Source organism: Hyphomicrobium sp. 01T421, assembly GCF_056398805.1.
Genome location: NZ_JBFTQC010000001.1, coordinates 568,542 through 581,716, shown reverse-complemented (window position 1 = coordinate 581,716; position 13,175 = coordinate 568,542). Strand labels below are relative to the sequence as shown.

At 62.3% G+C, this 13,175-nt stretch carries 13 protein-coding genes; 7 read left to right on the top strand and 6 right to left on the bottom strand.

The genetic code is table 11. The features are described 5' to 3' along the window. Nucleotides 1–58 precede the first annotated feature (58 nt). Genes purD through AC1DK3_RS02705 form a run of 3 tightly spaced genes read left to right on the top strand, consistent with a single transcriptional unit; the run spans nt 59 to nt 3,102 of the window. Nucleotides 59–1,336 carry a phosphoribosylamine--glycine ligase gene (gene purD, locus AC1DK3_RS02715; RefSeq protein ID WP_477190755.1) on the top strand — a complete coding sequence of 426 codons (1,278 nt, stop codon included), beginning with the start codon at nt 59–61 and terminating at the stop codon, nt 1,334–1,336. A gap of 41 nt (nt 1,337–1,377) precedes the next feature. Further along, nucleotides 1,378–2,370: a patatin-like phospholipase family protein gene (locus tag AC1DK3_RS02710; protein WP_477190754.1), complete on the top strand. Its 993-nt coding sequence runs from the start codon at nt 1,378–1,380 to the stop codon at nt 2,368–2,370. A 51-nt stretch (nt 2,371–2,421) separates the two neighbouring features. Next, nucleotides 2,422–3,102, top strand: coding sequence for a GNAT family N-acetyltransferase (locus AC1DK3_RS02705; RefSeq protein WP_477190753.1), 681 nt, complete (start codon nt 2,422–2,424; stop codon nt 3,100–3,102). Between the two features lie 13 nt (nt 3,103–3,115). On the opposite strand, the gene AC1DK3_RS02700 is transcribed toward AC1DK3_RS02705, so the two are convergent. Continuing rightward, nucleotides 3,116–3,580, bottom strand: coding sequence for a nucleoside deaminase (locus tag AC1DK3_RS02700; protein ID WP_477190752.1), 465 nt, complete (start codon nt 3,578–3,580; stop codon nt 3,116–3,118). A 116-nt stretch (nt 3,581–3,696) separates the two neighbouring features. On the opposite strand from AC1DK3_RS02700, the gene AC1DK3_RS02695 reads away from it, so the two are divergent. Both AC1DK3_RS02695 and rsmD read left to right on the top strand, forming a co-directional pair. After that, nucleotides 3,697–4,491 (top strand): pseudouridine synthase, encoded by a 795-nt coding sequence (locus AC1DK3_RS02695; RefSeq protein WP_477190751.1) that lies wholly within the window; start codon nt 3,697–3,699, stop codon nt 4,489–4,491. Beyond that, nucleotides 4,491–5,066, top strand: a complete 576-nt coding sequence (gene rsmD / locus AC1DK3_RS02690; RefSeq protein ID WP_477190750.1) for a 16S rRNA (guanine(966)-N(2))-methyltransferase RsmD — start codon at nt 4,491–4,493, stop codon at nt 5,064–5,066. The genes AC1DK3_RS02695 and rsmD overlap by 1 nt, the downstream gene beginning before the upstream one ends. A gap of 9 nt (nt 5,067–5,075) precedes the next feature. Here rsmD and AC1DK3_RS02685 read toward each other — a convergent pair whose 3' ends face one another. Together AC1DK3_RS02685 and AC1DK3_RS02680 are read right to left on the bottom strand one after the other, a co-directional pair. Next, nucleotides 5,076–5,672, bottom strand: a complete 597-nt coding sequence (locus tag AC1DK3_RS02685; protein WP_477190749.1) for a DUF2239 family protein — start codon at nt 5,670–5,672, stop codon at nt 5,076–5,078. A gap of 72 nt (nt 5,673–5,744) precedes the next feature. Beyond that, the gene (locus AC1DK3_RS02680) at nt 5,745–7,013 is read right to left on the bottom strand and encodes a sugar MFS transporter (protein WP_477190748.1); all 1,269 of its coding nucleotides are present in this window, start codon (nt 7,011–7,013) and stop codon (nt 5,745–5,747) included. 299 nt (nt 7,014–7,312) lie between these two features. Between AC1DK3_RS02680 and AC1DK3_RS02675 the strand changes: the two genes are divergently transcribed. Together AC1DK3_RS02675 and bfr are read left to right on the top strand one after the other, a co-directional pair. Continuing rightward, nucleotides 7,313–7,648 carry a (2Fe-2S)-binding protein gene (locus AC1DK3_RS02675; RefSeq protein ID WP_477190747.1) on the top strand — a complete coding sequence of 112 codons (336 nt, stop codon included), beginning with the start codon at nt 7,313–7,315 and terminating at the stop codon, nt 7,646–7,648. A gap of 145 nt (nt 7,649–7,793) precedes the next feature. Beyond that, nucleotides 7,794–8,279: a bacterioferritin gene (gene bfr, locus AC1DK3_RS02670; protein ID WP_477190746.1), complete on the top strand. Its 486-nt coding sequence runs from the start codon at nt 7,794–7,796 to the stop codon at nt 8,277–8,279. Between the two features lie 99 nt (nt 8,280–8,378). Here the strand turns inward: bfr and mutL are convergent, their stop codons facing one another. From mutL to AC1DK3_RS02655, 3 genes are all read right to left on the bottom strand, one after another. Further along, on the bottom strand, nt 8,379–10,208 hold the full coding sequence (gene mutL / locus AC1DK3_RS02665) for a DNA mismatch repair endonuclease MutL (protein WP_477190745.1): 1,830 nt from the start codon (nt 10,206–10,208) through the stop codon (nt 8,379–8,381). A 30-nt stretch (nt 10,209–10,238) separates the two neighbouring features. Continuing rightward, on the bottom strand, nt 10,239–11,594 hold the full coding sequence (locus AC1DK3_RS02660) for a glucose-6-phosphate isomerase (protein WP_477190744.1): 1,356 nt from the start codon (nt 11,592–11,594) through the stop codon (nt 10,239–10,241). A gap of 158 nt (nt 11,595–11,752) precedes the next feature. Next, nucleotides 11,753–13,171 carry a M16 family metallopeptidase gene (locus AC1DK3_RS02655; protein ID WP_477190743.1) on the bottom strand — a complete coding sequence of 473 codons (1,419 nt, stop codon included), beginning with the start codon at nt 13,169–13,171 and terminating at the stop codon, nt 11,753–11,755. Between the last annotated feature and the right edge of the window lie 4 nt (nt 13,172–13,175).

Below are 13,175 nucleotides of genomic sequence, written 5' to 3'. Positions count from 1 at the left end.
CACGTTCGATGCTACACCCGGATGCTACACCAAGGCACGGATTGCAACAGGCGACCTGATGAACGTCTTACTCCTCGGCTCGGGCGGCCGCGAGCATGCTCTCGCCTGGGCCCTGAGCGCGAGCCCAATTCTGACAAAACTCTTCTGCGCTCCCGGCAATGCCGGCATTGCGGACGTGGCCCAATGTATCCCTATCGATCCGACCGACCAAGAGAGCATCATTCAATTCTGCCGCGATGAGCGGATCCAACTCGTCGTTATCGGCCCCGAAGCGCCGCTCGTCGCCGGTCTTGGAGATGCCCTCGGTGCGGCCGGGATTCGTTATTTCGGACCGACAAAGAGCGCCGCGCAGCTCGAAGGTTCGAAGGGCTTCACCAAGGATCTTTGCCGGACCGCGGGCATTCCGACAGCCGCCTATGGCCGTTTCATGGACCCGGCGGCGGCAAAGACGTATCTCGCCGCCCAGAGCCTTCCTATCGTCGTGAAAGCGGACGGTCTGGCGGCGGGGAAAGGCGTCATCATCGCCACGACGCGCGAAGAAGCCGAGGCCGCCGTCGATGCGTGCCTGTCCGGTGCATTCGGCTCGGCTGGAGCCGAAGTCGTCATCGAAGAATTCATGCACGGGGAAGAAGCGAGCTTCTTTGCGCTGTGCGACGGCGTCGCCGCGTTGGCGCTCGCGTCGGCTCAGGATCACAAGCGCGTCGGCGATGGCGACACGGGACCGAACACCGGCGGCATGGGCGCCTATTCGCCAGCGCCCATCGTCACGCCCGAAATGAGCGACCGCGTGATGCGGGAGATCATCGAGCCGACGATCAAGGAAATGGCAGCGCGCGGCACGCCGTTCAAGGGCGTGCTGTTCGCCGGACTGATGATCACGGCGACCGGGCCAAAGCTCATCGAATACAACGTTCGCTTCGGCGATCCCGAGACGCAGGTTTTGATGATGCGGCTCAAATCGGATTTGCTCGCGGCCCTCATCGCGACGACCGACGGCGTGCTGTCGAACTTCGATCTCCGATGGAGCGACGACGCGGCGCTGACGGTCGTGATGGCCGCCAACGGATATCCCGGCACGCCTCAAAAAGGCACGGAGATCAAGGGCCTGGAACTTGCGCAGGCGACCCCGAATGTAGAGATCTTCCACGCCGGTACGCGCCGCGAGGACCAACGTCTTATTGCGGACGGCGGCCGCGTGCTAAACGTCACCGGCCGCGGCAAGACGATCGCGGAGGCGCGCGACGCGGCTTACGCGGCGATTGCGAAGATCGATTGGCCGGGCGGCTTCTACCGCAAGGACATCGGCTGGCGCGCGTTGCAGCGAAACGAGACGTGAGCAACCTTATGCTCTAGCGGACAACGGGATACCGGGAACGCATGACCGTCGAGACGCCCAAAGCATCGCCGTTGAATGGGTCCCTTCCGGCCAAGCGGCCGACGATCGGGCTCGCTCTTGGCGGCGGCGGCGCGCGCGGTCTCGCCCATGTCGCCATGATCGAGGCCTTCGATGAACTCGGCATCAAGCCTGACGTGATCGCGGGAACTTCGATCGGTGCGGTCTATGGGGCCGGCTATGCGTCGGGATTATCAGGCCGCGAATTGCGCGATCATACGCGGTTCATCCTTTCGCAGCGCTTCGGTCTGATCCGCGATCTGTTCACTAAGACGGCACAACCCTTTCAAAAGCTCCTCAGCGTCTTCGGCGCTAGAAACGCCATTCTCGATCCTTTCGTCGTCCTCGACGTCATTCTGCCGAAAGAGGTGAAGGAGACTTTCGCCGATTGCAAAATCCCGTTGAAGATCGTCGCCTCCGATTTCTACGATCAGGAACCGAGGATCTTTACCGAGGGCTCACTCAGAACTGCCGTGGCTGCGAGCATGGCGCTGCCGGTGCTCTTTCAGCCTGTTGTCATCGACGGCCACGCTTTCATCGACGGCGGGCTGACAAACCCGTTGCCGTTCGACCTCTTGCTGCCTGAAACGGATATCGTCGTTGCCATCGACGTTTCCGGGTCACCGGTTCCAGATCCGCGACGCTTGGCGCCGACTGCATTTGCGGCTCTCTTTTCGAGCGCGTTTTTATTTGAGCGGTCCATCGTCAAGGAAAAGCTGAAGATCAGTCAGCCGGACATTCTGATCAGCGCCGGAACGAGCCAATTTCAAGTTCTCGACTTCCTGAAATACGACGACATTCTCGCGGCCGCGCAACCTGCGAAAGAACGGCTGAAGCAGCAGCTTTCGCGCATTTTGTCGGTCGAGACTTTGCCTGTGCTCGATCGAGCGGATCACGACCAGCAGGTCGTTGCGATCGCCAAGCGGCCGAAGCGCCGGCTGCTGCCGCGTCCCCGGAGAAACGGCGAGGCTGAGTAGACGGGCCCCGCAATTCCTGCGAAATTCCGGCCCTCACCGGGAGCTGCGAAAATGATGACTGCTGCTGTACCAGATCGCTCGCGGCGAATTGGCATCATTGCTGCAAGCAATCCCGTTGGCTGCGATGCGCCAGACAATGTCACGATCAATACCTTGGGGGTTTATCAGGCGAGCGCAACAGAGGCGCTCTCCGTTATCGAACTCATCTCCGAAGCTTTTCTCAACGACCCCACGTGGTCTTGGGCATTTCCTGATCCCGCGGCCCGCCGTCAGTGGTGGACGTTCTGCATCACTGAGGCGCTTCACTATCCTTGGACGTTCAGGACCGAAGGCTTCGAAACTGTGTCTGTTTGGATTCCGCCGTCGTGCGCCGAGTTTTCGGACGACGGAGTTCAGAGTATCCCTGGGAAGCTGACTGATCTCGTGGGGGCTCGGGCGCCTGATGTCGCGGAACTCTTGCACCGTTTTGAGCAAGCGCACCCTCACAGCGAACCTCACTACTACCTCAGCCTCTTGGGCACGAGCACGGAGCATCGAGGGCGCAGCCTCGGCATGGCACTTTTCGAGGAGAATCTCGCTCGAATTGATGCCGAACACATGCCGGCTTATTTGGAATCGTCCAATCCGGCCAACAATCACAGGTATGAATCGGTTGGATTCGTGCCGGTTGCCTCTTTTCAGGCTCCAGGCGATGGCCCGGTCGTCACGGGTATGTGGAGGAAGAGCCGATAAGGAGAAATTCTCATCAGCCCTGGCGCCGCTCGGAAAAAAAATCTTTCAGTAGCGCGCTCGCCTCGGCTTCGCCGATGCCGGGATATATTTCGGGGACGTGGTGACAGGTCGGCTGGCTGAATACCCGTGCGCCCTGCTCGATGCCGCCGCCTTTGGGGTCGCTCGCGGCATAGTAAAGGCGCTTCAGGCGGGCGAAGGAGACCGCGGCCGCGCACATCGGGCACGGTTCGAGCGTGACATATAGACTGCAGCCGACGAGGCGCTCGTCAGCCAGTTCGGCGCAGGCGGTCCGTATCGCCAGAATTTCCGCGTGGGCGGTCGGATCGCAAAGCTCGCGCGTCCGGTTGCCCGCCGCCGCCAGAACCTTGCCATCGAGCGAGACGATGACGGCGCCGACAGGCACTTCCCCGCGCTTTGCCGCCGCTTTCGCCTCTTCGAGCGCAAGGGACATATGGCTTACGGCGTCCTTCGATGTCATAAGCGCGCTTCGCTCCCGAAAGCTCAGTGTTACCGATGGCCAGACCACCAAGAACTAAAGTCGCCGAAACCGCCGCTCGCGCGCCTGCTCCCTCTACCGAGAAGCGGGACGGGCCCATGCGCATCGCCAAAGCCATGGCGCGCGCCGGGCTTTGCTCCCGCCGCGAGGCCGAGCGCTGGATTGCCGATGGCCGCGTCAGCGTCAACGGCAAGTTGCTCAGAACACCGGCCGTCGAAGTCAGTCCGAGCGACAAGGTTTTCGTCGACGGCAAACCGCTGCCTTCGGCCGAGCCGCCGCAGCTCTGGCGTTATCATAAGCCGAAAGGCATCGTCACTACGCATTCCGATCCCGAAGGGCGCCCGACCGTTTTCGACAAGATGCCCCCTGAGATGCCGCGCGTCATCTCCGTCGGGCGGCTCGACTACAATACCGAAGGGTTGCTGCTGCTGACCAACGACGGCGCGCTTGCCCGCCATCTGGAGCTGCCCGCGAACGGTTGGGTGCGCCGGTATCGCGTGCGCGCCAAGGGCCGGGTATCGCCGGTCGATCTTGCCAACCTCAAGGACGGCATCACGATCGACGGCATCATCTACGGGCCCATCGAGGTCACCATCGACAGTGTGCAGGGCGCCAACACCTGGCTGACGATCGCAATCCGCGAAGGGAAAAACCGCGAAGTCCGGAATGTGCTCGCGCACCTCGGGCTGGTCGTGAACCGCCTCATTCGTATTTCGTTCGGGCCGTTCCAGCTTCTCGATCTTGCCCCCGGCGGGGTCGAAGCCGTGCGGCGGCGCATCCTCGTTCAGCAGCTGGGGCCGAGGGCTTCCGAAGCGCTCGGGTTTTCCGAAAGTCAGGCGGACCGCAAGGCGCGGCACGCGCGCGGCAAGGCCGCGAGCGAGGCGGACGATTGATGCGAGTCGTTGCCGGACGGTTCCGCGGCCGCGCTCTGCAAGCGCCTGAGGACATGAAAATTCGCCCGACGTCGGATCGCGTGCGGGAGAGCCTGTTCAATATTCTCGCGCACGGCATCGAGAATTTCTCGCTCAACGGCGCGCGCGTCATCGATCTTTTCGCCGGCACAGGCGCGCTCGGCATCGAAGCCGTGTCGCGGGGCGCTGCCTACTGTCTCTTCGTCGAAGAGGCACCTGAGGCCCGCGCGCTCATTCGCACGAATGTTGAAGCTCTCGGGCTGACGGGCGAGACGCGCATCTTCCGCCGCGACGCGACGGACCTCGGTCCGGCGGGCAGTACGAGCAATGCGGGCCGGTACGATCTCGCGTTTTTAGATCCGCCCTATGGCAAGGGCCTGGGTGAAAAAGCATTGGACGCGCTCGCTCAGGGTAACTGGCTGACGCCGGGCGCAATCTGCGTGCTCGAAGAACGCGCAGGCGTGCCGCTGACGTTTTCCGATGGATTCACGGTGCTCGATGCCCGCACCTACGGCGATACCGAGATTTCGATCCTGAGGTTCGGCGAGCCGAGCTAAGGCGCCCTCTTACCGAACGGCATTTTCGACCTCGGGCCCGAAAGCGCCGCCGGCCAGACTGTGCGTGTAATCGCGAACATCGGCCGCCCATTTCGCGGTGAGTTTTTCGAACCGCTCGCGGTCGCCGGCGAAGAGTGCGCGCGTCGCTTCTTCGAAGCCCGCGAGGTCTCCTGCCATCGCCGACATGAAGCGATAAGCCCGTTCCCTGGCCGTGCGAATGATCTCCGCATCCGCATTCTTGCGGCGCGCGTCGTCGACAAGTTTGCGTAGCGTCACCGACGCGCCGCCCGGCTGCGCCGCCAACCATTCCCAATGGCGAGGCAACAGCGTCACTTCGCGGGACACCACGCCGAGTTTCGGCCGTCCGGGGCTGCGCGGCTCTTCTCCGCCCGCCGATGGCGTCGGAGACTTCTGAAGACGCGCGGCGGGGACATCCGCCGATTCCCGCAAGTCGAAATCAATCTGGCTGCCGGTGCTGTCATCGAAGATCAAAAGCGACATGTCCGGCTGCTTGGCCGAGCGCGTTCGAATTGCCTCGATCACCTCAGGGCGCGAACCCGAGACAAAGCGGCGGCGGCCGTCGAATGCAGTGAACTTCTGGTCCATCTTCTTTTGCTCCAGCATCAGCTGCAGCAATATTACCCGGATAAAATCCGCCGTCAATATACCCGGGTAAAATTATTCAACGCGCCATCCCTTCGCGCCGAAATACAAAATGTACAGATAGCTCGGGACGGCGAGTAGCGCGTACGCGAGCTGAAAGTCGACGTGCTCCTTCAGCAGCCCGAACGCGTAAGGCATCAGCGCGCCGCCGCAGATCGCCATGATCAAGAGCGCCGAGCCCGTTTCGGTATGAGAGCCGAGGCCCCGGATCGCGAGGGGAAAGATCGCGGGCCACATCATTGCGTTGGCGAAGCCGAGCGCGGCGATGAACGCGACCGAGGCATATCCCGTCGTGAGGTAAGCGCCGATCGTCAGCACAACGCCCAGCGCCGCCGAGACGGCGAGGTACGTTTGCTGCGAGAAAAAGCGCGGAATGACGAGAAGGCCGGCGACGTAGCCGACGAGCATGGCGAAGAGCGTATACGATGTGAATAGTCGCGTTGCGTTGAGCGGCAGGCCGAAACCCGCTCCATAGAGACCGATCGCATCGGCGGCCATCACCTCGACGCCGACGTAAAGGAAGAGGCAGAGCACACCGAGCCAGAGGTGCGGAAATGCGAATATGCTCGATGAGGGACGTTCTTCGATTTGATCTCCGCCGTCGGCGGGCGTGGCGCTGAGGTCAGGCAGCCCTGAGCGCACGATCCATATACCGAGCATCGCAAGCAATGCCGCCATCAGCATGTAGGGCGCGTGCACGCGGGCGGCGAATGCATCGAGCAATGCTTTGCGGGCCTCAGCGGTCGGCGCGCTCGCGACGTCAGCCTCGAAGCTATCGACGCCCTTCAGCACGAGTGCTGCAAAAATGAAGGGTGCGAGAAAGCCCGCGAACTTGTGACAGATGCCCATGAGGGCGACGCGGCGCGCGGCGGTCTCATGCGGTCCGAGGATGCATACGTAGGGGTTTGACGCCGTCTGCAGAAGCGACAGTCCCGCTCCGATGACGAAGAGACCGGCGAGCGTGCCGGAATATTGGCGCATCGTCGTGAACTCGCCGAACAAGACCGAGCCGATCGCCATCACGAAGAGACCGATCGCCATGCCTTGCTTCATGCCCGTTCGACGCAAAATCGCCGATGCGGGGAGCGCTAAGAAAAAATACGAGAGATAGAACGCCATCGGCACGAGGAAGGCGTTCACGTCGTCGAGATTGAAGGCCAGCTTGACGAAGGTGATCAACGGCCCGTTGAGCCACGTCACGGAGCCGAAGATGAAGAAAAGCACGCCGATGGCGATGACGCCGCCCGTTTCGTCCGCCGGGGTCCGAAGGCTCGGCGAGCTCAAGGCGGGCTCTGGCAAAGGCTAAATCCCAAGTCGGACCAATCTGGAAAACCACGAGTACTGCCGAGTGCGCGCGGAAATCGTCGCCCGGACCACATTGAGGCGACGCCCGGTCGCAGGCAAAGCCTACCTCCACAGCGCGATTTTACTCAGATTATTTTGATTCCGCTCGCCCGGCGTACTATCTGGAAAGGGCAAAAAGGGTGCTTGACGAAAGTATACTTTTTTGACCAACTTACGCTCGATATCCCTACCGGGTGTCCGATGCCGGGGCCTTGAACCCCGTTTGATTGGAGCCGAAATTGATCGTCTGCTCGTGCGCCGTAATATCTGACCGCGATATCGATGTCGCCGTCACCGAAATCATGAGCGCGGGCCCCGGCCTGTTGCCGACTCCGGGCGTCGTATTCCGGCACCTCAACAAAAAGATGAACTGCTGCACGTGTGCGCCTGTAACGGTCGCGGTCATTTATGAGGCCATGGACCGCTTAGAGAAGACGACGCGTGTTTGCCCGTTCGTTCTTGCTGAAGCGCGCGCCAAACTCATCCGCATCGAAGAACGGCGGGTGCAGCGGCAGAACCGCATCAATGCTGAAATCGCACGCCGCAGCCGGCAGCCTCGCCGCGCAATCGCGTAGAACTCTGAAAAACTTTATCTATTTCTTCCGGCCAACTTTGGCGGAAAGCCTCTAGTTAAGCCCGTCCTAATCCGCTACTTGTCTACTTTAGAATGCTTCTGGACTTCGAGACCAGGAGTGCGAGGCAAGTATTTGGGAGCGGCATATGAAGGGCAACGACGAAGTCATCACCCGGTTGAACGAGGCGCTGAAACTCGAATTGGGTGCCGTAAACCAATATTGGTTGCACTTCCGGCTGCTCGATAACTGGGGCTACAAAAAGCTCGCCAAGAAAGAGCGCAAGGAATCCATCGAGGAAATGCACCATGCCGATCGGCTCATCGATCGCATCATCTTCCTCGAAGGCCATCCAAACCTGCAGTACGTCGCGCCGCTGATGATTGGCGAGAACATTAAGGAAGTTCTCGAATGCGATCTCAAGGGCGAAAACATCGCCCGCGACTACTATAAGACGTCGCGCGAAATCTGCTTCAATGTCGGCGATTACGTATCGATGATGCTCTTCGACGATCTCCTGAAGGACGAGGAGAGCCACATCGATTTCCTCGAGACGCAGCTCGAGCTTCTGAACTCCATCGGCGTCGCGCTTTACAGCCAGCTCAATGCCGAGAGCGGCGACGAGTCGGACTGATCAAATCGGCGCTGGTGGCACGCGCTCTGCGCGCCGGCCGGATTCTTTGATTGCCCCTGGCGACACGCGTTCCGCGAGCCGGCCGCCAGGGGCGGGAAATCACCTTCGCCCGAACAGGCGTTCGATATCGGTGAGCTTCAGCGCCACGTATGTCGGGCGGCCGTGGTTGCACTGGCCCGAATAGGGCGTCGCCTCCATCTGGCGCAGCAGCGCGTTCATCTCTTCGACCGTCAGCCTGCGTCCCGAGCGGACACTGCCGTGGCAAGCCATGCGTGATGCCACGCTGTCGAGGCGGTCCTTCAGCGCTCGTGCCGTGCCGTCGCTGCGAAGCTCCGCTGCGAGATCCTTGACGAGGCCTTCGACGTCAGTTTCGCCGAGAAGTGCCGGAACTTCGCGAACCGCGACTGCACCTTCCCCAAAGCTTTCGATCACGAGGCCAAGCTCCGTCAGCTCGTCGCTGCGCGCGACAAGCGTGACCGCGTCGTCATCGTCGAGTTCGACGATGGCCGGGATCAGAAGCCCTTGCCGCGCTACGCCACCATTGGCGAGCGCCGCCTTGAGCTTCTCGTAAACAAGGCGTTCGTGCGCCGCGTGCTGATCGACGATGACGAGCCCGTCGCGCGTCTGGGCCACGATATAGTTTTCGTGGACTTGCGCTCTGACTGCACCGAGTGGCTTGTCGACGGTCTGTTCCGCCACCGGCTCGGCAAACGTTCGCGCGTCCGCGCTCGGCGCGTCGAACACGGCAAACGGCGTCTGCGCCGCTGCAGCAAAGCTTCCGGAGACGACTGGCGACGCGCGCGGCGGCACCCATTGGTAAGCCGCACCCGATGAAGGCGGCGGAGACATGGCCGCGCTCGGCAAGATGCCGGCTGCGAAGCTTTCAACCGTCAGTACACCGCCTTGCGCGGATGCTCTATGACCGGCTATCGCGAGGGCATCGGAAAGTGCGCGCACCATCAGCGCACGCACGCGCCCTGCGTCGCGAAAGCGAACCTCGGCCTTGGCGGGATGGACGTTCACGTCGACGTCGGACGGCGCGACATCGAGAAACAGCGCGAGTAGCGGCGAGCGGCCGCGCGGGATCAGATCTCCGTAAGCAGCGCGGACGGCGCCGATCAGCAGCTTGTCCTTCACCGGGCGGCCATTGACGAACAGAAACTGCTGCGTGCTGTCCTGCCGGTGAAGCGTCGGCAGTCCAGCGAAGCCGAACACGCGCATCGGCGCGGACGCGCCGTTTCCGGCTCCCGATACTTCGAGCGCATCGTCCATGAACTCGCGCCCCATGATGGCGCCGATGCGTTCGAGCCACGCGGCAGACGACCGGTCGCCGCGTGCGAAGACCGCCGGTTTCTTTTCGCCGGTCTGCAACGTAAAGCCGATATCGGGATGGGCCATCGCGAGGCGGCGCACGACGTCGGTCACCGCCATGGCTTCGGCGCGTTCCGACTTCAGGAATTTTAGGCGCGCGGGCGTGGCGGAAAAGAGATCGCGCACTTCGACGACCGTGCCGCGATTGACGGCGGCAGGGCCGACCGGTGCTTTCGATCCGCGCGTGACGACGACGGCCGCACCCTGGTTCGCATCCGCAGGGCGGGACCTGATCTCGAGGCGAGCTATCGAGCCGATGGACGGCAGAGCTTCGCCGCGAAAGCCGAGGCAGCGAATGTCGAAGAGATCTTCTTCATCGAGCTTCGAGGTTGCGTGACGTTCGACGGCGAGGACGAGATCGTCCGGCGTCATACCGGAGCCGTCATCGGTCACGCGGATAAGCGACAGGCCGCCGCCGGAGATGACGATCTCGATCTGCGTCGCGCCCGCGTCGATTGCGTTTTCGACGAGTTCTTTGACGACGCTCGCCGGACGTTCGACGACTTCGCCCGCCGCGATGCGGTTGACCGTCTCTGGCGAAAGCTGCCGGATCGCCACCCCGTCCGTCCCCTATCGATAAGCGCCTAATTAAGCGCCTTTCGCGAGGCGCTCCTTCGTCAAGATTTTCGCAAGCTCGACTGCCGGCTGATCGAAGGGATCGACGCCCAGCAGTCGGCCCGCGAGAATCGTTTCGATCATAAAGTGCATCGCCAGCGCACCCATGGTTTTTTCGTCGAGTTTTGCAATGTCGATTGTTCGCACTGGCCGCCCGGCGCGGGCCAAGGCCTCAGGAACGGCGTGCGATTGGGCGGCGACGATATCGCCGACAGTGTGGCCGCCGAGCATATCGGCGCCCGCGATGCGCGCGAGTTCGGAATCGATTCGCGGGCCAATGCCCTCGCTCGCGACGCGAACGACCGTCAGGTAATGGTCGCGCGGGCCGTCCATGAAGAGCTGCAACTGGCTGTGCTGATCGAGCGGACCGAGCGCGCCCAACGGCGTCGTGCCTTCCCCGCCCTTGCCCAGGCTTTCCGCCCAAAGTTGTACAAACCATGACGAGAGGCGGCCGAGCCTGTCGGCGTACGGCATCATAACGAGCGTCGAGATGCCCTTCTCTTTCGAAAGCGCAATCGCGGTCGCGGCTCCGACGGCGGGCGCAAAGTCATGCGGCTTGCTGGATTCGAGCAGCGCATCGACGACGCCCTTGGCGCCCGCACGAATGGCGCGGGGATCGAGGCCGCGTGCGATCGCCGGCATCAGGCCGACGTTGGTCAAGCATGAGAAGCGGCCGCCGATGCCGGTGTGATGCTCGAGCAGCGGAATTCCGAGCTTCGAGAACAGCGTTCTGAGGCCGTTCGCTTTGCCGGGCTTGTCGGGCTCGGTGATGCCGAGGAAGAGTTTCGGGATCTCGGCTTCGAGGCCCGCAGCTTTGACGGCCGCCAGCGCCGCTATGGCCTGCGCCAACGTCTCCGCCGTGCCGCCGGACTTCGAGGTCACGACGAAACGCGTCGTTGGGAGATCGAGCGACTGGAGGACGCTTTGCAGCGTGCCGCCGTCGAGGTTGGCGTAGAAGCGGGTGCGGGGCCTCGTGCGCTGTCCGGGCAAAGCGACACCGGCGATATTCCACCCTGCGAATTGGGCGAACAATTCGCCACCGAGGCTCGATCCGCCGGTTCCGAAGAACACGATCGTTTTCGCACCCTGGCTCAGGCGCGCGTATGCCGCCTCGGCGTCGGCGATGTCCTGATCTTCGTCGGCGATCCGAAGAAGCGGGAGCTTGCCGGTGCGATAATCATCTTTCAGGGCTTCGACGTGCGGGCCGATGCGATCGAGCCATGCCGAATGCACTGAAGGCGCGAGGCCGTATTCGCCTATCGCGCCTTCGAGGCATCCTTCGATGCTCTGCTGAAACGTACGTCCGTCGTGCCGCTGCCCGTCCTGCATCGCCGCTCAACGCTCCTTGTTCAAATCCGTTCCGGCCTAGCTGATTTCGGATGTGCGGCCAAGAGCGCAGAACGAAGCTGACGTTGCGCGGCGAGAAACCATTCCGCAGGCGTCATCCCCGCGCGGGCGGGGATGACGTTCATTGCGAAATACCAATTTTAGCCGCGATCGGGGGCGGCCAGGACCGGTTGGAGCGCTGCCGGCGACGCCGACTTCATGCCGGTCGGCTTGCCGACGATCGTGACGACGAGATCGTCCGGCTTCAGCAGCCTCGCGGAGACCCGCTTGGCGTCCTCGACGGTCACCGCGTTGATCAGCTTGTTGCGGTTTTCGACGTAGTCCGGGCCGAAGCCTTCCTGCATCAGCCCCAAGAGCTGAGAGGCGATCTTCGAGTTCGTGTCGAAGCGCAACGCGTACGAGCCGGTGAGATAGTCCTTGGCCGCCTGCAGATCCTCTTTGCTCGGACCGTTCTCGGCCATCTTCTTCATCTCGTTGCGGATGATTGAGAGGCTTTCGCCCATCGAGGCATTCTTCGTCGCGACGCTGCCGACGAGAATGGACGTCTGCTGGTAAGGCTGGACGTAGGTGTAGACGGAATAGGCAAGTCCGCGCTTCTCGCGCACCTCTTCCATCAGCTTGGCGGAGAAGCCGCCGCCGCCGAGGATGTGATTGACGACGAATGCCGTGATGAAGTCCGGGTCCTTGCGCGGCATGGCGCCGAGCCCGAACACGGCGACCGACTGCGGCACGCCCATCTCGACGATCTTCTGGCTTCCGCCCTTCGCCGGCTCCGTCTGTGCGACGGAGAAGAGATCGGCTTTCGCCGGCAGGGGCCCGAAGACATCGTCGATGAGCTTGCCGAGTTCGGCGGCCGTAATGTCGCCGACGGCGACGATCTTCAGGTTGTCGCGCGCGAATGTGCGCTTGTGATAATCGAGGAGATCGTCACGCGTGATCTTCGCGACGGAGTCTACCGTGCCGTTCGACGGGCGCGCGTAGGGATGTCCGGCGAAGGCCTGCGCGTACCATTCGCGCATCGCGACCTTCTCGGGGTCCTTGTCGGCGTAGATCAGGTTGGCTGTCAGCTGCTGGCGGATGCGCTCAACAGCGTCGGTGTCGAAGCGCGGCTTCTGGACGGAAAGCTTCAGGAGCTCGACGGCCTTGTCGCGGTTCGCCGATAGCGTCTCGAACGATCCGTAGAGCGCGTCCTTGCTGTCGTCGTAGCTCATGCGCATGGCGATATCTTCCATGCGCTCCTGATAGTCCTGGGATTTGATGTCGCCAGCGCCCTCATCCATCATCGCGGTGAGGAAGTTGGCGAGGCCGGGCTTCCCCGGCGGGTCCTGGCTGTTGCCGCCGTCGAAGGCATACCGCAACGAAATCAGCGGAACGCTGTGCTCTTCGACGAGCCAAGCTTCAATTCCACCGGGGGATTTTATCTGCTGAATGTTCATTGCGGCTGCTGGGTGACTGACGGATGCGGTGAACAACAAAGCCAGAGCGGGAAGAGCCAAGGCTATGTTGGGGCGGACTGCCTTGCGAACAAGCGCAGCCGCCGCACGATAAGAACCTATCATCAAT